The sequence below is a fragment of the uncultured Bacteroides sp. genome (assembly GCF_902472605.1).
GTDB lineage: Bacteria > Bacteroidota > Bacteroidia > Bacteroidales > Bacteroidaceae > Phocaeicola.
Genome location: NZ_CABROP010000007.1, coordinates 1 through 24078, shown reverse-complemented (window position 1 = coordinate 24078; position 24078 = coordinate 1). Strand labels below are relative to the sequence as shown.

The following is a 24078-nucleotide window of genomic DNA, read 5'->3' as shown; positions in this document are numbered from 1 at the left end:
CTTATTATATAATTAGAATTTGCATTTCTTCAGGTCCTTGATGATTGTACCGGAAAAGATTTCACTGTAACCTTGGGTAGTTTTCACACTTTGATGTCCTAAAAGCTTCTGAACCGTAGTTATCTGTGCACCATTATATATCAGAAGCGTTGCATTGGTGTGCCGGGCAGTATGAAATGAGAAATGCTTGTCTATTTTGGCCATCAGTCCTATTTTCTTCAAATCTTTGTTGACGGATGAATTTGATTTCAGATGAAAAAAATGATTTAAATCATGTTTATGTTCCTGTAAAAGAAGAAGGGCTTTTCCCTGAAACAACAAATACAATGGTATGCTGACTTCTGTATCAGTCTTCACCGTTTTAAACATCAGCCATTTTTTACCTTTTATTTTTACAATATTTCTTTCATCAAGATGTATAAAATCTGAATACCTTACTCCCGTATAGCAACAAAATAAAAAGGCCTTCAGGCTATGAGCCAACGACTCGGATACAAGAGAAAGGTCAAGTTGTTCTAACTTTCGGATTTCTTCAGGTAGCAGAAAAGTATGTTTGCTTTGAGTGGTTTTTATTTGGTAATTCTTAAAAGGATAATTTTCTGCCATCATATATCCTCTTTTAATGGCTTCGTTGATAAATGTTCTTAATTGTCTCAAGTGTTTGGCGATGGTGTTGGTTTCATACATCCTTTGCCTCATGAAATTCTCAAATTCCTGAAGAAATGAATAAGTAATATCCGAAAATTCAATATAGGGATGAAAATTTTTCAGCAAATCTAATGTAGTCATCAAGTTCTTTTTAGTTGTTTCTTTACGGGCTGATTGTTCTACCCAGTTTCTACCAAAATGAAAAAACGTGACTTTTTCGTCATGAGGTTGTGCTCGTAAATCTCGGAAAACTGATAGACTAATAGGAATTCCTCGTTTCCAATATTTCAACTCTTCCCATTGTAATTCCAACATAAACTCTTCTAACATGCGATTCAATTCTTCCGCTTGTGGGTGACTTATAATTCGACTTCGACAACTATCCCATTGCCGTGGATTTACATATATTCCTGACGAAATGTAAATCTTTTTACGGTTTTGATATACCTCCACTTGAATGAGAGCTTTTCCAAACTTGTTTAACTTTTTTTGCGATTGTACACTAAACGAAAACGGATTTTGTCCATACTATATCATTTTTAAAAGAATATGCAGATAATATGCGATTTGATGGGAGTTTATCACATATATGAGGCCCATTTTGTTTAAATTAAAAGAAAGGAATTGATACTAAACAATGATTGAGATTTCATTACGCAAAAAAAATGTAATGACAAAAAAGCTTATCAAATACTTCAGAAAAACATATTTTTGTATAAAAACTTCCTCGGATAAGTGTTAAAAAGCAACCTTTTGCAGTACTTTTATTGAAAAAGGTATAAATATTTAAATTTATATTACTACTTTTGTCCCCGTTAGAGTGAATGAATTTTTATTAATGTAAAGTTAAACTTTAAGAGAGATTTTTTATGAAAAGAAAATTGATGCTGTTAATGACCTGCCTGATGATAGGTATCGGTCTGGTAAACGCTCAAATCTCGAAGGTAACTGGTAATGTTACTTCTGAAGAAGACGGTTTACCTGTAGTGGGCGCATCAGTATTGGTAAAAGGTACCACTGTAGGTACTGTTACCGACATTGATGGTAATTTTACGTTGACTAACGTGCCAAGTTCAGCGGGAACTTTGGTCATTTCTTTCATCGGAATGCAGACGCAGGAAGTGAAAATTGCTCCGATGGTAAAAGTGGTGTTGAAGTCTGATTCAGAGCAACTTGATGAAGTGATGGTCGTGGCTTACGGTACGGCAAAGAAATCAGCTTTCACAGGTTCTGCATCTACAATTAAAAATGAAAAGATTACTTCTCGTCAGACGTCAAATGTGACGAATGCATTGGCTGGTCAGGTTGCGGGTGTACAGACTACAAGTAGTACAGGTCAGCCGGGTAAGGATGCTACTGTACGTATTCGTGGTATCGGGTCTATTTCAGCAAGCAATACGCCGTTGTATGTAGTGGATGGAGTACCTTATGATGGAGAAATCTCTGCTATCAACTCTTCTGATATCGAGTCTATGACTGTATTGAAGGATGCGGCTTCTAATGCATTGTATGGTGCCCGTGGTGCCAACGGTGTCATTTTGATTACTACCAAGCGTGGTAAGACGGGAGATGCACGTGTGACATTCGATGCAAAATGGGGTGTCAACAAACGTGGAGTTCCTTCTTATGAGACCGTGCAGGATCCGGGCAAGTTCTATGAAATGGCTTATTCTGCCATTTACAATGGTGACCTGAAAGGATATGCGGCTGCGGGTGATTTGGTAGCGGCCAATAAATATGCTAACCAAGCTATGTTGTCTTCATCTTATTTAGGATATCAGGTTTTCACCGTACCTAACGGAGAACAGTTGATTGGCATGGATGGCAAATTGAATCCAAATGCGACTTTGGGTTATTCTGACGGTACGTATTATTATAGACCGGATAACTGGAGTGATGAATTGTTTGAAAACAACATGCGTCAGGAATACAATCTGAGTGTCAGTGGGGCTACTGAAAAAATGAACTATTACATGTCTGCCGGTTACTTGGACGATCAAGGTATCGTTCCTAACTCTGGATTCCAGCGTTACTCTGCTCGTTTGAAGGCTGATTATCAGGTGAAACCTTGGTTGAAACTGGGAGGTAATGTGTCATTTACTCATTACGACAGCCGTGAACAGGATACAGAAGGAGGTTCATCCAATGCCAATGCATTCTATGCAGCCAATATCATGGGCGCTATCTATCCGATGTATATTCGCGATGCAGAAGGCAATATCATGATAGATGAAAGAGGATACAAACGTTATGACTACGGTTCTGATACGAACTTCTCTCGTGACAATGTGATTCCGAATGCCAATCCGCTGGCCAGCTACATGTTGGATATGATGCGATATGCCGGTGATGTAGTCAGTGGCAAATGGTTTGCTGATATTGACATCTGGGGTGGAATTAAGGCTAAAATCAATGTAGGTGTAGATGCAAATAACGTGCGCTATACCAATATGGTCAACCCATATTATGGACAGTACTCAGAAACCAGTGGTGTGGGTGGTATTGTAAGCGTAGCTTCTCAGCGTACATTCAGCACCAACTTACAGTATTTGCTGACCTATAACAAGACATTCAATAATGTACACAATTTGGATGTGTTGGCCGGTTATGAAAACTATAACTACAAATATCAATATTTGTATGGTTCACGCGAAAAAATCTATAACCCGGATGTGCCGGAACTGAACAATGGTATCTTGAACCAGAACAACTCTTCTTATACCAACAATTATGCTACTGAAGGATGGTTGTTCCGTGTGCAGTATGATTATGATGGAAAATACTTTGTTTCCGGATCTTATCGTCGTGATGCTTCTTCAGTGTTCCATCCGGATAATCGTTGGGGTAACTTCTGGTCAATCGGTGCAGGTTGGCTGATGAACAAGGAATCCTTCCTGGCAGACCAGACTTGGATTGACATGTTGAAATTCAAGATTAGTTACGGTTTGCAAGGTAACGATAACCTGATGTATGAAGGTGGTTTGTATCGTAACTATTATCCTTACATGGACCAATATACACTGTCCAACAGTAACAGTGACTTTGCTACTTCTTTGTATTATAAAGGTAATCCGGAAATCACATGGGAAACTTCTCATAGTTTCAATACCGGTTTTGACTTTACTTTCTGGGGTGGCAAATTGAGCGGTACGGTAGAGTACTTCTCACGTAAGACGACTGACATGCTTTACTTTAAGCCGGTGTCTCCGTCTATGGGATATTCTCGTTTCCCGGAAAATGTGGGTTCTATGATCAACCGTGGTGTGGAATTGGATTTGAACTCTAATATCTTCAGTACAAAAGACTTTACTTGGGATGTGAACTTTAACCTGACTCACTTCAAAAATGAAGTATTGGAACTGGCTCCTGAACTGAATGGTCAGTTGATTGACGGATCACGTATTTACCGTGAAGGTGAATCTATGTACCAGTTGTATTTGCCGAAGTATGCAGGGGTGAACCCTGAAACAGGTGAGAGCCAATGGGCGTTGCTGGAACCGAATGAAGCGGGAGAGACTGTAACCACATCTTATACTGAAGCTTCTTCTAACCGTTTTGCTACGGGTGACATCCTGCCGAAAGTATATGGTGGATTTGGCACAAGCTTGACTTTCAAAGGCTTTGATTTCTCTATTGCATTTGCTTACCAGTTGGGCGGACGTATTTTGGACTATACTTACCAGAGCTTGATGAGTACGGATGCACAAGGAGCAGCATGGCATGTGGATATGTTGAGAGCATGGACTCCGGAAAACAAGAATACAGATATTCCGCGTATGAATGTGCAGGATTTGTACACCTCAAATATCTCTGACCGTTGGTTGACAAGCTCTGATTATTTGAGCTTGCAGAATATTACATTCGGTTATACACTGCCGAAGTCATTGACTCGTAAGATTAAGATTGATGGTATCCGTTTGTATTTCGTCGCAGATAACGTAGCTTTACTGACTGCCCGTAAAGGTCTCGACCCACGTCAGGGTTATGTAGCTGCGGATAATGTGTACTCACCGATTCGTACAATTTCCGGTGGTATCTCATTGAATTTCTAATTAATTAAATGTTTTAGAACGTATGAAAAAGACAAATAAATATTTGGTATTCGTAGGTGCTGCCTTATGTCTGGCTTCCTGTGACCTGGATAAGCTTCCGGAAGGCCAGTATGTTGGAGATGGGCAGAACGAGGAAATTATAAGCAAGCGTCCGAACATGGTTGTGGCAGGTGTCAATGCGATGGCTGCGAAATTGAATACATTCGGAACGATTTCGGATGATGCTACTACCTATCATAATGACTATGGAGTAGCTGCTGTAAGTCAGTTCCTGGAACAGGGTGGACAGGATATGCCTTGTACAACTTCAGGTTATAACTGGTTTGCTACAGCACAGAATTATTCAGACCGTCTTTATACAAGTGCAGAAGATGAATTGATTTGGAAAACTTTCTACAATCATATGAAAACTGCCAATGATGTGCTTGTGCTGACGGAAGGTACGAAAGATGAAACCATGTTGGTTTATCGTGGACAGGCCTTGGCAGCTCGTGCATACGATTTGATGAACCTGGCTCAGATTTATCAGTTTACTTATAAAGGGCATGAAAATGCATTGTGCGTGCCTATTATCACTGAGAATATGACGGAAGAGGAGATGCAGAACAATCCTCGTGCGACAGTTCAGCAGGTTTATGACCAGATTATGAAAGATTTGAATGAGGCGGTTACCTTGTTGGCTGGTTATGACAATGGTTCATCAAAGGATAAAATAGATGAAGCTACGGCCTATGGTTTGCGAGCTCGTGCAAACTTGTTGATGCAGAATTGGGCAGACGCGGCGAAGGATGCAGCAAAAGCCATTGAAGGTGGAACACCTCAGTCGCTCAGCGAAGTGTCTAATCCGACATTCAATTCAGCTTCTGCCGATTCTTGGTTGTGGGGAGTGTTGATTACTCCAGATAATGATGTGGTTACCACAGGTATTATCAACTGGCCTTCTCACTTGTGTTCACTGACTGGAAACGGTTATACCACACTGACGGGTTCTTTCCGTTATGTAAGCTCTGCATTGTATGATCAGATTCCTGCTACAGATATCCGCAAACAGTGGTTTATTTCCCCGGATACAACTTCTACTTTGGTGGACAATAAGACGGTGGGAGGTATTCCTGTGATTGATTATTTTGGTTTGGCTCCTTATACCAATGTGAAATTTGGTCCGTATCAGGATGTAATGGGTAATACCACTAACTCACAAGACTGGCCACTGATGCGTGTGGAAGAAATGTATCTGATCAAGGCAGAAGGTGAAGCAATGTCTGGTGACCTGCCTACGGCTAAACAGACATTGGAGAATTTCGTGAAGACTTATCGTAATCCTTCATACGTATGCAACGCTTCTTCTGCAGAAGCTATGCAGGATGAAATCTGGTTGCAGCGTCGTATGGAGTTATGGGGTGAAGGTTTCGCGTTGTTCGATATTCTGCGTCTGAAGAAGCCAATCATTCGTAAGGGAACAAACTATGCGGCTATCGTTCAGTTCAATTTGGAGCCGGAATCTCAGATTATGATTTACCGTATTCCACAATGTGAAATGGAAACCAACAAGGGTATTACGGAAGCCGACAATAATCCGGCAGCTCCGCAACCTTCAGTGTAATACGTAAGATAAACTAATATTGAGAAGGAGGTATATCTTTTCATTGATATACCTCCTTCTTTGGTAATATCCCATTAAAATATGGTCTTTTCATAGGAATCGCCTTGTTAATAATACAAAATATATGCAATTTTATTCTATTTATATTCGTTTTGTATAAATATAGGTAAGTATATACAAGTCGTTAAGAATCATTTATTTATCTCTTTTTAATATTCTTTTGTTTCCTGCCTATGGAATAAGTGTAAGAATACCCTCTGTTTGACTTATTCTCCTTAGTTTATTATTTTAGCAGCCCGTTTGTGAAAACATACTTGTTTAACTTAACTAAACTAAAGAGAGATTTTATGAAGAAAAAAATCACGTGGTTCGTGACCTTTCTCCTGATAGGGATTGGTCTGTCTAATGCCCAGATTTCTCAAGTGACCGGTAATGTGACGTCCGATGAAGACGGACTGCCGGTAGTGGGCGCATCGGTATTGGTAAAGGGTACGACTGTAGGGACGGTGACCGATATCGATGGAAATTTTACAATTACTGGAGTGCCGGCCTCGGCAAAAGTTCTGGTGGTTTCTTTTATCGGTTTGCAGAGCCAGGAAGTGCCTGTGAAATCGGTGGTAAATGTAGTGCTGAAATCCGATGCGAAGCAGCTGGATGAAGTGATGGTTGTGGCTTATGGTACAGCCAAGAAGGAGTCGTTTACCGGTTCGGCATCGGTGGTCAAGGCTGACAAAATCACGTCAAGACCGGTAGCTAATGTCACGAAGGCTTTAGACGGATTGGTGGCCGGTGTACAGACTACTTCCGGTTCCGGACAGCCGGGTTCGGGGGTTTCGGTCGTGGTTCGTGGTTATGGGTCTATCAATTCGGCCCAGAGTCCTTTGTATGTGGTAGACGGAGTGCCTTATGATGGAGACGTGGTTTCCATCAATCCGAATGACATTGAGTCGATGACGGTATTGAAAGATGCCTCGGCAGGTGCGTTGTATGGTTCACGCGGAGCAAACGGCGTAGTGATGATTACAACGAAGAAAGGAAAGTCGGGCAAGGTAAATGTCAATCTGAAGGCTAACTGGGGTGTGGCCTCCCGTTCTATTCCCCGTTATGAAACAATGGATGAGGCGGGGTATCTGGAGACCGTTTTCCAGTCGTACAAAAACAATCAGATTTATAACAATGGTCTTTTGCCGGCGGCAGCGGGAGTTGCGGCACTGGAGGCCATGAAATCGGGGGCTACTGCGATTTTCGGCCAGAATGAACAGTATAATCCGTTCAATTATTCTGTGACGGAACTGATTGATCCTACTACGGGCAAGGTGCGTAGTGACGCGCGTCTGAAATATTCGGAAGATTGGATGAACGAGGCAATGGTGAACAACCCGTTGCGTCAGGAGTATAATGCTTCTTTCTCTGGCGGAAATGAAAAGACCAAGTATATGTTTTCATTGGGATATCTGAATGAAAAAGGTTTGTTGAAGACTACCCAGTTTTCTCGTTACAACGGTCGTATGAACATTGATTCGGATGTGACCAACTGGTTGAAGGCCGGGATGAATGCCAGCTATTCGCGCAATGAGAATAATACGGCAGTGGAAAACTCATCAAAAAACTCCAATGTGTGGTACACGGCTCAGCTGATGGCACCTATTTTCCCTGTGTATGAGAAGGATGCGGAAGGAAAGACGGTGTTGGATAAAAATGGCAATCCGGTGTTCGATTATGGATCAAACCGTCCGGCGGGTGCCAATGCGGACTGGAATACCATTGCAACTTTGTATGATGACAAATATTCTACTACGAGCGACAACTTGAGTGCCCGTATGTATATGGAATTAGGCAACCTGAAAGAGGGTCCTTTGCAGGGTTTGAAGTTTTCGGTGAATTATGGTTTCGACTTGATTAACCGGGACAACATGACTTATTACAATCCTTATAACGGAAATGCGACTTCCGTGAAAGGACGTCTGACCAAGAGTGCTTCCCGCTCTTTCAGCTACACACTGAACCAGCTGTTGAATTATGACCGCCGCTTTGGTAAGCACCATGTAGCGGCACTGGTAGGACATGAGTTCTATAAATATACCTATTCTTATTTAACCGGTCAGAAAACGGGTTTCCCGTTCGGTGGATTGTATGAACTGGCGGCAGCTACAACGGTAGTGGATACGGATTCTTATAGCCATAATTATTCAGTAGAGTCGGTATTGTCGCGTTTGTCTTATGATTATGCTGATAAATATTATTTCTCGGCCAGCTTCCGAACTGACGGGTCGTCTCGTTTTTACAAGGACAGCCGCTGGGGTAATTTCTGGTCGGTAGGTGCGAACTGGCGGATTTCGCAGGAAGAGTTCATGAAAAACGTGAGATGGGTGAATAATCTGTCGGTGAAAGTAAGTTACGGTGTGCAGGGAAATGACCGTTTGCTTGATTCAAACGGTGATGACATCTATTATGCATGGCAGTCTTTCTATAGTCTGAGCTATCCGAACAATACGATGAACGGTGCCGCTTTGTCTTCTTTGGAAAATAAGGGATTGAAGTGGGAAAAGAACGGTAACCTGAATGTGGGTGTGGAAGGCCGGTTATTTGACCGCGTGAGCTTCAGTGTGGAATGGTACCAGCGCAAGACTTCGGACATGTTGATGTCTTTCCCGATGGCTACCTCACTTGGGTTTGACGGATACAACAAAAATATCGGTAGCATGCGTAACCGCGGTCTTGACGTGAGCATTGCCACAGATATTTTCCAGCAACCGAACTTCGGATGGCGGTTAACCCTGATGGGCTCTACCGTGAAAAACGAGGTATTGCAGCTGGCGGATAAACCGGAAATCATTAATGGAAGTTATATCATCCGTGAAGGTGAAACCATCAATTCGTTCTATACGGCTACTGCGGCAGGAGTGGATCCGGCTACCGGTGAACAGTTGTACTGGGTGTGGGATACGGATAAAGACGGCGTAAGAGGCGAGAAGTATATCTCGAATGATGCGTCGAAGGCTACCAATTGCAAGGAAATCCAAGGCAGTCGTATTCCGGACTTGTATGGTTCTTTCAACAATGAATTCCGGTACAAGAACTTCGATTTGTCTGTGCTCTGTACGTATTCTATCGGTGGTAAGGTACTGGACGGCGTGTACAGAACCTTGCTGTATGGAAATTATGTCGGACAGGCTAAGAGCAAGCACTTGGAACGTGCTTGGAAACAGCCCGGTGATATCACTGACATTCCCCGTATCGAGATTGGCAGGAGTTATATTACAACCAACAACGACTTGATTGACGCTTCTTACCTTGCCATCAAGAATATCTCCCTGGGTTATACTTTCCCGGAGAAACTGATTCAGAAATGGGGCATGAACCGTTTGCGGCTTTCAGCTACGGCAGACAATGTGGTGTTGTTCAACTGCCTGAAGGGTATGAATCCTCAGTATAATTTCAGCGGTGGTACGAGCTTTGGCTATGTGCCGGTTCGGACTGTATCATTTGGTATTGACGTAACATTCTAATGAAAAAAGACAACAATGAAAATCAATAAATATTTTTTATGCGGGCTGGCGTTCGCAGGAGTCGGTTTGTTGGCTTCCTGCTCGGATGAATTGGAGACTCAGCCTACCAACTCTGTGTCTGGAACGCAGGTTTTTGAGAACGCGGAGCATGCGGAAGCCGCGATTAATGGAGCATACCGTTTTTTGTACACTGCCGGATGGAGCTCGGGCTGGGGCACACAGAACTGTGGGCAGACAGCCATCCAGTTGTTTGCCGATTTGATGGCAGAAGATCATTTGATGCACGAACAGGGACAGGGATGGTTCTATGAAGATTATCGCCTGAACGTGCACGGAGACTATGCTGGAAAAGCCGGACGTTCTTATTCCGTATGGAATTTTTATTACACGATAATCAGTAACCTGAATTATATTCTGGCAAACGATGGAAAGCTGGATGGAAATCCTGACTTGGTGAATAGTCTGATGGGACAGGCGTATGCTTTCCGGGCTTATTGCTATTTTTATCTGATTCAGTTGTACCAGCAGACTTATGCTGGGCATGAGAATGCACCGGGTGTTCCTCTTTACACGGAACCGACGGTAGCCGGAACGGAAGGGAAACCTCGTGGTACGGTGCAGGGTGTGTACGACCAGATTAATTCAGATTTGGCTGAAGCAGTCGGTCGCTTGAAAGGACTGGAGCAGTCGCACATCTCTCACATTGATTATTATGTGGCTAAAGGTTTCCAGGCGCGTGCTTTCTTGGTACAGCATAAGTATAAGGAAGCGGCTGAAGCGGCGAAAGAAGCCTTGACAAAACCCGGTCTTTCGTTGGTGAAGGTAGATGCCTTGGGTGGAAACAACAGTGTGAAGGTGGACGATGTAATGTGGGGACTGGAGATTTCGAAAGACCAGACTTCGGGTTATGCCGGATTCTTCTCTCACATGGATGCGGATGCAAAAGGCATGTATGGCTCCAAAGCCCGTCAGTGTATCAGCTCCGGATTGTATAACCTGCTGTCGGATACGGATGAGCGTAAGATGAAATGGTTCCGGGGAAAACTGGAAAAGGAGGAAAAAGGTAATTCTATGGTAAGTTATTGCCAGCTGAAATTTAAGATGGCCGATTATACTATCTGGACCGGTGATTATCTGCTGATGCGTGCGGAGGAAATGGTATTGATTAAGGCCGAGGCTGAATGTCATTTGAAGGAGTTTGATTTGGCACGGACTACCATCAAGCAGTTGGGAACGCTTCGGGATACAAATTATGAGGCTATTCTGGCAAAGCGTACCGATTCGGAAACTTATGATGCGAATACAAATGCTCCTGTCACTACGCTGATGGAAGAAATTTTGTTGCAGCGCCGTGTGGAATTGTGGGGTGAAGCAGGAAGAATCTTCGACTTGCAACGTCTGGCCTTGGGTTACGACCGGAAGTATGACGGTTCCAATCATTCGGAAACAGTGCAGACGAAGAATACGGGAGTGGCTTCTCCGCTCTTCATATTCCCCTTGCCTCAGTCGGAGATTGACGGAAACGAGCATATCAGCAGCTCGGATAACAATCCTATTGTACGATAACTTTTAATTGAAATGAGATGAAGAATTATATATTCGCAATTGCGGTTTTATTATCGGGTGTGGCTGCTTCGTGCAACAAAGATGCCGAAGGAGCGGTGTACACAGCACATGAAATGGCTTTTTCTTTTGTAAACGCCAAACAAGTGATGGACGCGGAGGCCGGAAATGCCGGTGTAGTAAAAGTGCCGGTTTATCGCTCTAGCAGAAACGGTGAGGCCAAGGTGGAAATGATGCTTGACGAGAAGGCGGTTGCCGAAGGTGTGCTGAAGCTTCAGACACCGGAAGTGACCTTTAAAGACGGAGAACCGGCTGCCTATGTGGAAGTAAGTTTCTTGCCGGCAGACCAGTGGAAGGAAAAGAAATATACGGCAGTACTGACCTTTAAAGAAGGCACTCATTTGTCTCCCGGTGCTGAGGTCCGCACGGAAATTACGGTACAGCGTAAATAATTACGGTTGATTGTGGTTTGTAAAAATAAAAGAGCGCATCTGAAAGGAGATGCGCTCTTTTTCTGTATATTTGCGACATATAGAATTAGATTTACACTGAATGAAGGAATTTGTGATATCGGATGCGCAGACCGAAAAAGCTGCGCTGGTGGGTTTGATAACCCAGACTCAGAATGAACGTAAGACCAATGAATACCTGGACGAACTGGCTTTCCTGGCGGAGACGGCAGGGGCAGAGGTAGTGAAACGCTTCACCCAGAAGCTGGACACTCCCAACTCTGTGACGTATGTAGGAAAAGGTAAATTACAGGAAATCAAAGAATACTTGGCTGTTCAGAATGAAAATGAGGAGACTGAAATCGGAATGGTGATTTTCGATGACGAACTCTCGGCGAAGCAAATCCGTAACATTGAAAATGAACTGAAAGTCAAGATACTCGACCGTACTTCATTAATCCTGGATATTTTTGCCATGCGGGCACAGACGGCCAATGCCAAAACGCAGGTGGAACTGGCGCAATACAAATACATGCTTCCCCGCTTGCAGCGTTTGTGGACACACTTGGAACGTCAGGGAGGTGGTTCCGGTGCCGGAGGTGGTAAAGGTTCCGTGGGTTTGCGTGGTCCGGGTGAAACGCAGTTGGAAATGGACCGCCGTATCATCTTGAACCGTATGGCTTTGTTGAAACAGCGCCTGGCCGATATTGATACGCAGAAGTCTACGCAGCGCAAGAACCGCGGACGTTTGATTCGTGTGGCGCTGGTGGGATATACCAACGTAGGAAAATCTACGCTGATGAACCTGCTGGCCAAGAGTGATGTGTTTGCAGAAAACAAACTGTTTGCCACACTGGATACGACGGTGCGCAAGGTGATTATCGAGAATCTGCCTTTCCTGTTGTCCGATACGGTAGGGTTTATCCGGAAATTGCCGACCGACCTGGTCGATTCGTTCAAGTCGACGTTGGACGAGGTGCGTGAAGCTGATTTACTGGTGCACGTGGTTGATATTTCTCATCCGGATTTTGAAGAACAGATTCAGGTGGTGGAAAAGACCATTGCCGATTTGGGAGCAGGTGGGAAGCCGAGCATGATTGTATTTAATAAGGTAGATGCTTATACGTACGTGGAGAAGGCAGAAGACGACTTAACTCCGAAAACCAAAGAGAACATTACCCTTGAGGAACTGATGCATACTTGGATGGCGAAGTTGAACGATAATTGTATTTTCATCTCAGCTCGTGAGAAAACGAACATCGAACAGTTCCGTGACCTCTTATATAAAAAGGTAAGAGAGCTGCATGTACAGAAGTATCCTTACAATGATTTTCTGTATCAGACCTACGACGAAGAATAACCGCCAAAAAGAGAAAAGATGACACGACACTATCGTTTCCTGACCCCTGAAGAGATTGCTCGGTTGGAAGCCCAGCATTGTGTGGCTTCCGATTGGGAAAGTGTAGAGGTGGCCGAGGGTTTCCACACAGACCATATCCATCATGTCCGTTTCTCTGGAAAGATCCGACTGGGGGTTTTTGAGAAAGAGTTTACACTGGCGGGTGGAATTACCAAGCATTCCGGACTGTATTATGCTACGTTGCACAATGTGACGGTGGGAGATAACTGCTACATTGAAAATGTGAAGAATTATATTGCCAATTATGAGATTGGGCAGGATACCTTTATCGAGAATGTGGATATTATTCTGGTCGATTGCCGGAGCCGTTTCGGGAATGGAGTGGAGGTCTCAGTCCTGAATGAAACGGGGGGACGGGAGGTGATTATGCACGACCGCCTGTCGGCCCATCAGGCTTACATCATGGCGCTTTACCGTCATCGCCCGGTACTGATTGAGAAGATGCGGCAGATTATTGAGACCTATGCTGAGGCGCATGCTTCGGAAACTGGCACGATAGGACATCATGTCACGATTGTCAATGCGGGTTACATTAAGAATGTACGGATTGGCGATTATTGTCAGGTGGAAGGAGCCGGACGTCTGAAGAACGGAAGTGTGAACAGCAACGAAGCAGCGCCGGTGCATATCGGTTACGGAGTGGTGTGTGATGATTTCATCATTTCAAGCGGTTCTCATGTGGAAGACGGTACCATGCTGACCCGCTGTTTCGTGGGACAGGCTTGTCATTTGGGACACACGTATTCAGCTTCCGATTCGTTGTTTTTCAGCAACTGTCAGGAAGAAAATGGAGAGGCTTGTGCCATTTTTGCCGGACCTTTCACGGTGACACACCATAAATCTACCTTGTTGATTGCGGGTATGTTCTCGTTCATGAATGCGGGGTCGGGTTCCAATCAAAGTAATCATATGTACAAGCTGGGGCCGATTCATCAGGGAACGTTGGAACGGGGAGCCAAGACCACTTCTGATTCTTATGTGTTGTGGCCGGCCCGTATTGGTGCCTTTTCACTGGTGATGGGGCGTCATGTAACGCATCCGGACACTTCCAATCTGCCTTTTTCTTATTTGATTGAAGAGAAAAATACCACGTACCTGGTGCCGGGTGTCAATCTGCGAAGTGTGGGAACCATCCGCGATGCGCAGAAATGGCCTCGCCGTGACAAGCGGAAGGATCCGAACCGGTTGGACCAGATTAATTATAACCTGCTGAGTCCGTATACTATTCAAAAAATGATGACGGGACGCCAGATTCTGAAAGAGCTGGCCCGGGTGTCGGGAGAAACTTCGGAAATCTATTCCTACCAGAGCGCGAAAATCAAGAATTCTTCCTTGAATAAGGGAATTAAGTTCTACGAGACAGCTATTCACAAGTTTTTAGGCAATTCTGTGATCAAGCGGTTGGAAGATATCCATTTTACTTCTGATGAAGAAATCCGGAAACGGTTGTTGCCAGACACTCCGGTTGGTATCGGAGAGTGGGTAGATATCTCCGGATTGATTGCGCCGAAGAGCGAGATTGAACGGTTGATGGAGGATATTGAGTGCGGGCGGTTGACATCTGTAGATGAGATACACAACCGTTTTGCGGATATGCATTCCCATTATTACACCTATGAATGGACGTGGGTTTATGAAAAGATGCTGGAATTTTACGGCTTGCAGGCCGATAAAGTGACGGCAGCAGATATTGTGTCTATCGTGCGCCAGTGGCAGGAAGCAGTAGTTGGACTCGACAAGATGGTATACGAAGATGCCAAGAAAGAATTTTCGCTGACTTCCATGACCGGATTCGGAGCCGATGGAAGCAGTGAGGAAAAAGTGCGTGATTTTGAAGAAGTGCGGGGCGTGTTTGAGAGCAACCCGTTCGTGACGGCCGTGCTTGAACACATCAAAGTGAAAACCGCCCTTGGAAACGAATTGATAGAACGTCTGAAAGATTTGTTGTAAAAATACAGGAGGGTCTGTGTATGAAGAATATATGCGGATGGATTTGTTTGCTGTGCTTGTGTTTTCTGTCTCTGCAGGCACAGGCCGGAAGGAAAAAAGTGCTGGAATGTCCGGGATTCGTATGGGCCAACACTTCTGAAATTGAGTTTAAGCGGATGATTCTGACCGAGGAACAGACGCAGGTGGACGCCGTGATGTATGGTAAGCCCGGCACTCCGCTCGTCATCTCTTCCCAGGCCATGTTGAAAGGAGCGAATGGGGCAGTGGCCCGTTTGCGCGAGGCGGATAAAATATCTATTGACGGAGTGACGGAGCCGGAAGTAATCGGTGAGGACGGAAGACTGGAGGTGACCCTTTCTTTTGCTCCGTTGCAGTCCGATGTGCATGAGGTGGATTTCGTGGAACCGGAAATGGGCTGGAACATCTTTGGCATTCAGTTGAGCCGGAAGGAACCTTATGTATATGTACCGAATTTTCTGACTTCGGACCCATCGATGGATTCGAATGAACTGCCGGAGCCGGGATTGTCGGAAGGGAAGTCAGTCGTGAATGGATATATTTTAGGATATGACTCAAAGATGACCTTGTTGGGCGAACTGGTATATGAGGACGGGCTTTTTCCTCAGCCTTGGACGCTGCCCGTAAAGATACGTCAGGATGGTTCTTTCCATTTGGAAACAGAATTGTATCAACCTGTGTTGACCTCCTTGAAGTTGGGTGAGGCTACTCTGTCTCTTTTTCTGGTGCCGGATGAAGAACTTACGGTTTATATTCATTTGCCCCGTTTGAGCATGTCATGCTCGCATCTGTTGGGCAGACATTATGAGAAAAAAGAAAAAGCCTGGTTTGATGGAGCGGCTGAAACAATCAACAGAGAGCTGTCTGTGGGGAACAAATCAGCCTTGGAAGCTTATCAAGCTGTGGAAAAAGACTTGATGGAACGTCCGGAAATTGCTGGAAAATTGAAAGCTGACAGTGAAAAGGTGAAACCGGTGTGTGAACGTTTGCTGGCTGCTTCTTCTTTGACTTCGGATGACGCGAAAATCTTGAGGACATTGGAGTTCCCAGAAATCCGAACTTATGTAGAAACGGTAGCGCAGGCTCTCCAGTTGAATGCCGCGCGAGTGGTTTCTACCAAAGAGGCGGTGGTTGCTTCGCTGGATGCCCAGGTGGCAGGTGCCGATATTCTTCCCCGGATTATTGCGCCACATAAAGGAAGAGCTATTTTGATAGACTTTTGGGCGACTTGGTGTGGCCCGTGCCGGAAAAGCATGCAGGCCATGCTTCCCTTGAAAAAAACACTGGCCTCCAAGGATATTGTCTATATCTACCTCACGGGACCTTCTTCTCCGGAAAGTATCTGGAAGGCTGCACTTTCCAAGATGACCGGTGTACATTACCGGTTGACCGATACACAATGGAAGTACCTTTGCAGTTCGTATGGGGTGACGGGCATTCCCGCCTATCTGATTATCAGTCATGACGGAAAATTGCAGGCGCGCTATGTGGGTTTCCCGGGCGTGGATGTATTGCAGGAAGATTTGATTCGTGCCATTGAAGAGTGAAAAGGATTGCCGATAACTTTTTGGATGAATTAAGGAAAAATTTCAATAATACTTTGTAACTTTGCTGCACAATAACTAACAATAAATACAATTATTATGGCAACACCAGAATTCAAGTATCAGCCGATGTTTGAGAAAGGTAAAGATACGACTGAATACTATTTGCTTACAAAAGACTATGTGTCAGTAAGCGAGTTTGAAGGAAAACCTATCTTGAAGGTTGAAAAGGAAGGTCTTACAGCAATGGCGAATGCGGCTTTCCACGATGTCTCTTTCATGCTGCGCCGTTCACACAACGAAAAGGTGGCTAAGATTCTGCACGATCCGGAAGCCAGCGAGAACGACAAGTTTGTAGCACTTACTTTCCTGCGCAATGCCGAAGTGGCTGCCAAAGGCGTACTGCCTTTCTGCCAGGATACGGGTACTGCCATTATCCACGGTGAAAAAGGACAGCAGGTATGGACAGGCTACTGCGATGAAGAGGCCTTGTCTCTGGGTGTGTACAAGACTTATACAGAAAACAACCTGCGTTATTCTCAGAATGCGCCGTTGACTATGTACGACGAAGTGAACACTCGTTGTAACCTGCCTGCACAGATTGATATCGAAGCTACTCAGGGAATGGAATATGAATTCCTTTGCGTCACAAAAGGTGGTGGTTCTGCCAACAAGACTTATTTGTATCAGGAAACAAAAGCCATCCTGAACCCGGATACATTGGTTCCGTTCTTGGTTGAAAAAATGAAAACACTGGGTACGGCTGCTTGTCCTCCTTATCATGTAGCATTTGTGATTGGAGGTACTTCTGCTGAAAAGAACCTGTTGACCGTGAAACTGGCTTCTACTCACTACTACGATAATCTGCCTACTACAGGTAATGAATACGGTCGTGCATTCCGCGATTTGGATTTGGAACAGAAATTGCTGGAAGCTGCTCACAACATTGGCTTGGGTGCACAGTTCGGTGGTAAATACTATGCACACGACATCCGCGTCATCCGTCTGCCGCGTCACGGTGCTTCTTGTCCGGTAGGTTTGGGCGTATCTTGTTCTGCCGACCGTAACATCAAATGTAAAATTAACAAAGACGGTATCTGGATTGAAAAGCTGGATTCAAATCCGGGCGAACTGATTCCGGAAGAATTGCGTCAGGCTGGTGAAGGCAATGTAGTGAAGATTGACCTGAACCGTCCGATGAAAGAAATCTTGGCTGACCTTGACAAATATCCGGTAGCTACCCGTCTGTCACTGACTGGTACCATCATCGTAGGTCGTGATATTGCACATGCCAAACTGAAAGAACGTCTGGACCGTGGTGAAGATCTGCCTCAGTATATCAAGGATCATCCGATTTATTACGCAGGTCCGGCCAAGACTCCGAAGGGTATGGCTTGCGGTTCTATGGGACCGACAACTGCAGGACGTATGGACCCGTACGTAGACTTGTTCCAGAGTCACGGTGGTTCTATGATTATGTTGGCTAAAGGTAACCGTAGCCAGGCTGTGACAGATGCCTGCAAGAAACACGGTGGTTTCTACCTGGGTTCTATCGGTGGTCCGGCTGCTATTCTTGCTCAGAACAACATCAAGAGCATTGAATGTGTAGAATATCCGGAACTGGGTATGGAAGCTATCTGGAAGATTGAAGTAGAAGACTTCCCTGCATTTATCTTGGTGGATAACAAGGGTAACGATTTCTTCAAACAGATCAAGCCTCGTTGCACAGGTAACTGTAAATAATTGAGACTTTAGATATGCTTTTCCCGTTGGGAAGGGCATGAGACCATACAAAGGATTTGCAAACCGTAGCCTGTCGATGGCCGGATTTGCAAATCCTTTTTTATTCTATTTCCCCGATTTGTTTCATCATAGTGGATTAAAAATGAATTTTCTGCGTTTTTGTAAGAACTGGACGCTTCCCATTGCGATGGTCATGGGAGTCATTCTGTATTTTGTATATGTCAATATTCCTTTTCTTGCCCCGACCAAACCGTTTGTGACCCGTGCCATCGACATTGTGCAGCCGGTGTTGATTTTCCTGATGCTGTTTCTCACGTTCTGTAAAATCAGTCTGCATGATTTGAAGCTGTGTGCCTGGCATTTGCGTTTGCTGCTGATTCAGGGAATCAGTTTTGTGATTTTGGGCTTGCTGCTGGTGATATTCCCTGATTTCCAAGCCCGTATTTTGGTGGAGGGAGCCATGATTTGTCTGATTTGTCCCACGGCTACGGCAGCCGCAGTGGTCACCCGTAAATTAGGGGGAGATGCGGCCCATCTGACTACCTATACCATTTTGATTAATATTCTGACAGCTATTTTAGTGCCGTTGATGCTTCCGCTGGTTCATCCGCATCCGGAACTGAATTTCGGTAGTTCGTTTACTCTGATTTTAGGAAAGGTCTTCCCGTTGTTGCTTTGTCCGTTTCTGGCGGCAATTCTGTTGCGGGTACTTCTGCCGAAGGTACATGCCAAAATCGCACAGTATCATGAGCTGTCATTCTACTTGTGGGCTGTAGCCCTGACTCTGGCCATCGGGGTGACGGTAAAAAGTTTCGTACACAGCGACGTGTCTTTCTGGTATCAGGCCGGATTGGGAGGCGTTTCCCTGGTGTGCTGTGGTCTACAGTTTTATTTTGGAAAGAAAGCCGGGCGTAAGTATGGCGATTCCATCAGTTCCGGACAGGCTTTGGGGCAGAAAAACACCGTATTCGCCATTTGGATGGGCTATACTTTCTTCACTCCGGTGACGGCAGTGGCTGCCGGATTCTACAGTGTATGGCACAATGTGGTCAATTCCTATCAGTTGTATTTGCAGCGGAAAGTGGAAGGAACGTCCGACGCTTTGAAAAATTAACAGCTTGTCTGTCATTGCTGTGCGCGGAAAGTTGTAACTTTGCCGTCACTTTGTAATGTAGAAGAATAGATTCGCATGATTTCAATAGAAGGATTGAAGGTGGAGTTTGGAACGACTCCCTTGTTTGAAGATGTATCGTTTGTTATAAATAAGAAAGACCGCATCGCGCTGGTCGGGAAAAACGGTGCCGGAAAATCCACCATGCTGAAAATCCTGGCGGGATTGCAGCAGCCTACGGAAGGGGTGGTGGCCGTGCAGCGAGGCATTACCATCGGATATTTGCCGCAGGTGATGATTTTAAGCGATACACGTACGGTGATGGCGGAAGCCGAGATGGCTTTTGAGCATATTTTCGAGATGCAGGAGAAGCTGGAAAAGATGAACCAGGAGCTGGCCGACCGTACGGATTATGATTCGGAGAGTTATCACGAACTGATAGAGCGCTTTACCCACGAGAACGAACGTTTCCTGATGATGGGAGGTACTAACTACCATGCAGAGATTGAGCGTACGCTGACGGGATTGGGATTCAACCGGAGCGATTTTGACCGGCCGACGTCTGAGTTCAGTGGGGGATGGCGTATGCGTATCGAGCTGGCGAAACTTTTGTTGCGCCGTCCGGATGTGCTCTTGCTCGACGAGCCGACCAACCACCTGGACATTGAGAGTATCCAGTGGCTGGAGAATTTTTTGAAAGCAAGTTCGGGAGCCGTAGTGCTGGTGAGCCATGACCGTGCCTTCATCAACAACGTGACGAACCGTACCATTGAAATCTCCTGCGGGCGGATATACGATTACAAAGTACCCTACGATGAATTTGTTGTGCTGCGTAAGGAACGCCACGAACAGCAGTTGCGTGCGTACGAAAACCAGCAGAAAGAAATAAAAGATACGGAAGACTTCATTGAACGCTTCCGTTACAAGGCTACCAAGGCCGTACAGGTGCAGAGCCGCATCAAGCAGTTGGAAAAAATCGTCCCCATTGAGATTGACGAAGAAGACAATTCCACCCTTCGCCTGAAATTTCCTCCTTCCATCCGTTCCGGTAATTATCCGGTGATTTGCGAGAATGTGAAGAAAGCATACGGCGACCACGTGGTGTTTCACGACGTGAACCTGACCATCCACCGCGGGGAAAAGGTGGCGTTTGTGGGAAAGAACGGCGAAGGTAAGTCTACCTTGGTGAAGTGCATCATGGACGAGATTCCTTTCGAGGGGAAATTGACCATCGGACACAATGTACAAATTGGATATTTTGCTCAGAACCAGGCTCAGTTGCTTGATGAGAACCTGACGGTGTTTGATACCATCGACCGGGTGGCGAAAGGGGATATTCGTTTGAAGATACGCGACATCTTGGGTGCCTTCATGTTTGGAGGAGAAGCCTCCGAAAAGAAAGTGAAAGTGCTTTCCGGAGGAGAGCGCAGCCGTCTGGCCATGATCAAACTGTTGCTGGAGCCGGTGAACTTTCTGATACTGGATGAGCCGACCAACCACTTGGACATGCGTTCGAAAGATGTGCTGAAAGAAGCGATAAAGGAGTTTGATGGAACCGTCATCGTAGTATCACACGACCGTGAGTTCCTCGACGGACTGGTGACCAAGGTGTATGAATTTGGCGGCGGTCTGGTGAAAGAACATATCGGTGGTATTTACGATTTCCTGCAAAAGAAGAAGATGGAGAGCCTGAACGAACTTCAGCTGTCGCAGTCGCCGCAGGTGGCTCCAGAAAAGAAAGAAGAAACACCGGACAGTGACAACAAACTTTCGTACGAAGCCCAGAAAGAGCTGAACAAGAAAATCCGTAAGCTGGAAAAGCAGGTGGCCGACTGTGAGGCAAAGATTGAAAAACTGGAAGGCCAGGTAGGGGAACTGGAACAGCAGATGGCTACGCCGGAAGGAGCTTCCGACATGAAACTGTATGAACAGCATCAGCAGCTGAAGAAACAGATTTCAGAAGCGGAGGACGAGTGGACCGCCCTCTTGTCGGAACTGGAGGAAATGAAGCAAGAATAAGTTGAAACTTAATTAAAATAACAACCATTTATGAACAAAAAGAATTATGTAGCCGTAGCTGCATTGGCATTTGCTATGCTGACCAGCTGCGCCGGACAGAAGGAGGCCAAAAGCACTTCTGGTATCGATTTGGCAAACATGGATACGACCGTGGCTGCCGGAACCGACTTTTTCCGTTATGCATGTGGCGGTTGGAACGAAGCGCATCCGCTGACTGCCGAATATTCTCGTTATGGTACATTCGACCTGTTGTTCGAAAACAGCCAGAAGCAGTTGCGTGAACTGATTGAAGGACTGGCTGCCCAGAAGAACAACCCGGCAGGTTCAGCCGCACAGAAAATCGGTGATTTGTACAACATGGCCATGGATAGCGTGACCTTGAACAAGCAGGGAGCAGAACCTGTGAAAGCAATGCTGGGTAAGATTGCAGCCTTGAAAGATAAAAACGAAATTATCCCGATGATGACCGAAATGGCGCATATCGGTATCGGTACTTATTTCCGCAGCTATGTATATGCTGACCCGAAGAACAGCGCGCTCAACATCTTCCAGATGGGACAGGGCGGTATCAACCTGGGTGAAAAGGAATATTACCTGGACAACGACAGCATTACGCAGAATATCCGTGAACAATATAAGGTGTATATCGGTAAACTGTTCCAGCTGGCAGGCTTCACAGAAGCAGAAGCTCAGCAGAAAGTGGCAGACGTAATGGAAATCGAAACAGCCATCGCCAAGGCTTCACGCAGTGCTACAGAACTTCGTGACCCGGAAGCCAACTACCACAAGATGTCGTTCGACGAGCTGAAGAAGACCATCTCTGGTATCGACTGGGATGCGTATGTAAAGGGATTGGGCATTCAGGCTCCTGCCGAACTGAACGTAGAACAGGTAGAGCCGATTCAGGAAGTGGCTCGTTTGATGAATACTTTGCCGCTGTCAAAACACGTGTCTTACCTGGAATACAATCTGCTCGATGCAGCCGCTTCTTGCTTGAGCGATGACTTCGTGGCTGCCCGTTTCGATTTCTATGGCAAGGTATTGTCTGGTCGTCAGGTAAATCAGCCGCGCTGGAAACGTGCCGTAAGTTCTGTAGACGGTATGTTGGGTGAGCTGGTAGGCGAAATGTACGTGGAAAAATACTTCCCGGCTGCAGCCAAGGAACGTATGGTGAAACTGGTGAAGAACCTGCAGGTGGCACTGGGCCAGCGTATCGACGCACAGGACTGGATGAGCGACAGCACCAAGGTGAAAGCGCACGAAAAACTGGATGCTTTCCATGTAAAAGTAGGTTATCCTGACAAATGGAAAGACTATTCCAAACTGGACATCAAGAAAGACTCTTACTGGGCTAACGTATGCCGTGCTTCAGAATGGAACTTCAATGATATGTACAGCCGTCTGGGCAAACCGGTCGACAAGGACGAATGGCTGATGACTCCGCAGACAGTCAACGCATACTACAACCCGTCTACCAATGAAATTTGCTTCCCGGCAGCCATCCTTCAGCCGCCGTTCTTCAATATGGAAGCAGACGATGCCGCTAACTACGGTGCCATCGGCGTGGTAATCGGTCATGAAATGACACACGGATTCGACGACCAGGGTCGCCAGTTCGACAAGAACGGTAACCTGACCGACTGGTGGGCTCCGGGTGATGCCGACCGCTTCAAGGAACGTGCACAGGTAATGGTGGACTTCTTCAACAACATTGAAGTATTGCCGGGCTTGCATGCCAACGGTGAATTGACACTGGGTGAGAACCTGGCCGATCACGGAGGTTTGAACGTGGCCTTCCTGGCTTTCCAGAATGCCACAAAGGATGCCCCTCTGGGTGTAGTTGACGGTTTCACTCCGGAACAGCGTTTCTTCTTGGCTTACGCTACTTTGTGGGCTGGTAACATCCGCGACGAGCAGATTCGTGTATATACCAAGTCAGACCCTCACTCTTTGGGCAAATGGCGTGTGAACGGTGCGCTGCCGCACATCCAGGCTTGGTACGATGCCTTCCACATCACACCGTCTGATCCGTTGTATGTAGCTCCGGAGAAACGTGTGAACGTGTGGTAAGCCGTAAATTCTGAGAATTAATATTCAGCATATAAAAGGTCTATGGACTGTCATGAGGTCCATAGACCTTTTTTTATGGTCTTCAGCGTGATAAGTATAGGAGGCAGGAAGTATTCTTTCATTTCTACTGGCATATTCTTTCTTTTCTACCGATATTTTCTCTGTTTCACACTTTGGGATTTGTGTCCCACACTGTGAAATATATATCCCACACTGTGGTTTTTGTATCCCACAGTGTGGGACAGAGAATTTGTGTGGAAGTTTGAGAGAATATGTAGGTAGAAAAGAAAGTTTACAAAAATATTTTTCTTATTTTCTGCTATTTAACGTGAGTTCGATATAAGATCAAAAGATAGTAAGTTGCCCGTCATTGATAAAA

Annotated in this window: 12 protein-coding genes and 1 pseudogene; 12 read left to right on the top strand and 1 reads right to left on the bottom strand. The window is 45.5% G+C overall.

Translation table 11 applies throughout. The features are described 5' to 3' along the window. Positions 1-12: 12 nt before the first annotated feature. Positions 13-1175 (bottom strand): annotated as a pseudogene (locus tag RDP42_RS02765) (site-specific integrase). Between the two features lie 342 nt (positions 1176-1517). Here RDP42_RS02765 and RDP42_RS02760 point away from each other — a divergent pair. The 12 genes from RDP42_RS02760 (at position 1518) to RDP42_RS02705 (ending at position 23699) form a co-directional block, all read left to right on the top strand. Beyond that, entirely contained in the window at positions 1518-4700 is a 3183-nt protein-coding gene (locus RDP42_RS02760) for a TonB-dependent receptor (protein ID WP_308762435.1), read from the top strand. 22 nt (positions 4701-4722) lie between these two features. Continuing rightward, positions 4723-6303 (top strand): RagB/SusD family nutrient uptake outer membrane protein, encoded by a 1581-nt coding sequence (locus RDP42_RS02755; RefSeq protein WP_308762434.1) that lies wholly within the window; start codon positions 4723-4725, stop codon positions 6301-6303. Positions 6304-6650: 347 nt separating this feature from the next. Then, positions 6651-9812: a TonB-dependent receptor gene (locus RDP42_RS02750; RefSeq protein ID WP_308762433.1), complete on the top strand. Its 3162-nt coding sequence runs from the start codon at positions 6651-6653 to the stop codon at positions 9810-9812. 15 nt (positions 9813-9827) lie between these two features. Continuing rightward, positions 9828-11378 (top strand): RagB/SusD family nutrient uptake outer membrane protein, encoded by a 1551-nt coding sequence (locus RDP42_RS02745; protein ID WP_308762432.1) that lies wholly within the window; start codon positions 9828-9830, stop codon positions 11376-11378. A gap of 17 nt (positions 11379-11395) precedes the next feature. Beyond that, entirely contained in the window at positions 11396-11827 is a 432-nt protein-coding gene (locus RDP42_RS02740; protein ID WP_308762431.1) for a hypothetical protein, read from the top strand. Between the two features lie 100 nt (positions 11828-11927). Continuing rightward, positions 11928-13184 (top strand): GTPase HflX, encoded by a 1257-nt coding sequence (gene hflX / locus RDP42_RS02735; RefSeq protein WP_308762430.1) that lies wholly within the window; start codon positions 11928-11930, stop codon positions 13182-13184. Between the two features lie 18 nt (positions 13185-13202). Further along, positions 13203-15194, top strand: a complete 1992-nt coding sequence (locus RDP42_RS02730; protein ID WP_308762429.1) for a DUF4954 family protein — start codon at positions 13203-13205, stop codon at positions 15192-15194. Between the two features lie 20 nt (positions 15195-15214). Beyond that, positions 15215-16759 (top strand): TlpA disulfide reductase family protein, encoded by a 1545-nt coding sequence (locus tag RDP42_RS02725; protein ID WP_308762428.1) that lies wholly within the window; start codon positions 15215-15217, stop codon positions 16757-16759. Between the two features lie 96 nt (positions 16760-16855). After that, positions 16856-18499: a fumarate hydratase gene (locus tag RDP42_RS02720; RefSeq protein ID WP_204480488.1), complete on the top strand. Its 1644-nt coding sequence runs from the start codon at positions 16856-16858 to the stop codon at positions 18497-18499. A gap of 142 nt (positions 18500-18641) precedes the next feature. After that, positions 18642-19613, top strand: coding sequence for a transporter (locus RDP42_RS02715; protein WP_308762468.1), 972 nt, complete (start codon positions 18642-18644; stop codon positions 19611-19613). A gap of 75 nt (positions 19614-19688) precedes the next feature. Beyond that, positions 19689-21629: an ABC-F family ATP-binding cassette domain-containing protein gene (locus RDP42_RS02710; RefSeq protein WP_308762427.1), complete on the top strand. Its 1941-nt coding sequence runs from the start codon at positions 19689-19691 to the stop codon at positions 21627-21629. A gap of 30 nt (positions 21630-21659) precedes the next feature. After that, positions 21660-23699: a M13 family metallopeptidase gene (locus tag RDP42_RS02705; RefSeq protein ID WP_308762426.1), complete on the top strand. Its 2040-nt coding sequence runs from the start codon at positions 21660-21662 to the stop codon at positions 23697-23699. Positions 23700-24078 lie beyond the last annotated feature (379 nt).

Excerpts from the sequence above, each read along its gene's own strand:
- RDP42_RS02760 (WP_308762435.1), top strand. The coding sequence starts at position 1,518 with ATGAAAAGAAAATTGATGCTGTTAATGACCTGCCTGATGATAGGTATC.
- RDP42_RS02755 (WP_308762434.1), top strand. The coding sequence starts at position 4,723 with ATGAAAAAGACAAATAAATATTTGGTATTCGTAGGTGCTGCCTTATGT.
- RDP42_RS02750 (WP_308762433.1), top strand. The coding sequence starts at position 6,651 with ATGAAGAAAAAAATCACGTGGTTCGTGACCTTTCTCCTGATAGGGATT.
- RDP42_RS02745 (WP_308762432.1), top strand. The coding sequence starts at position 9,828 with ATGAAAATCAATAAATATTTTTTATGCGGGCTGGCGTTCGCAGGAGTC.
- RDP42_RS02740 (WP_308762431.1), top strand. The coding sequence starts at position 11,396 with ATGAAGAATTATATATTCGCAATTGCGGTTTTATTATCGGGTGTGGCT.
- hflX (WP_308762430.1), top strand. The coding sequence starts at position 11,928 with ATGAAGGAATTTGTGATATCGGATGCGCAGACCGAAAAAGCTGCGCTG.
- RDP42_RS02730 (WP_308762429.1), top strand. The coding sequence starts at position 13,203 with ATGACACGACACTATCGTTTCCTGACCCCTGAAGAGATTGCTCGGTTG.
- RDP42_RS02725 (WP_308762428.1), top strand. The coding sequence starts at position 15,215 with ATGAAGAATATATGCGGATGGATTTGTTTGCTGTGCTTGTGTTTTCTG.
- RDP42_RS02720 (WP_204480488.1), top strand. The coding sequence starts at position 16,856 with ATGGCAACACCAGAATTCAAGTATCAGCCGATGTTTGAGAAAGGTAAA.
- RDP42_RS02715 (WP_308762468.1), top strand. The coding sequence starts at position 18,642 with ATGAATTTTCTGCGTTTTTGTAAGAACTGGACGCTTCCCATTGCGATG.
- RDP42_RS02710 (WP_308762427.1), top strand. The coding sequence starts at position 19,689 with ATGATTTCAATAGAAGGATTGAAGGTGGAGTTTGGAACGACTCCCTTG.
- RDP42_RS02705 (WP_308762426.1), top strand. The coding sequence starts at position 21,660 with ATGAACAAAAAGAATTATGTAGCCGTAGCTGCATTGGCATTTGCTATG.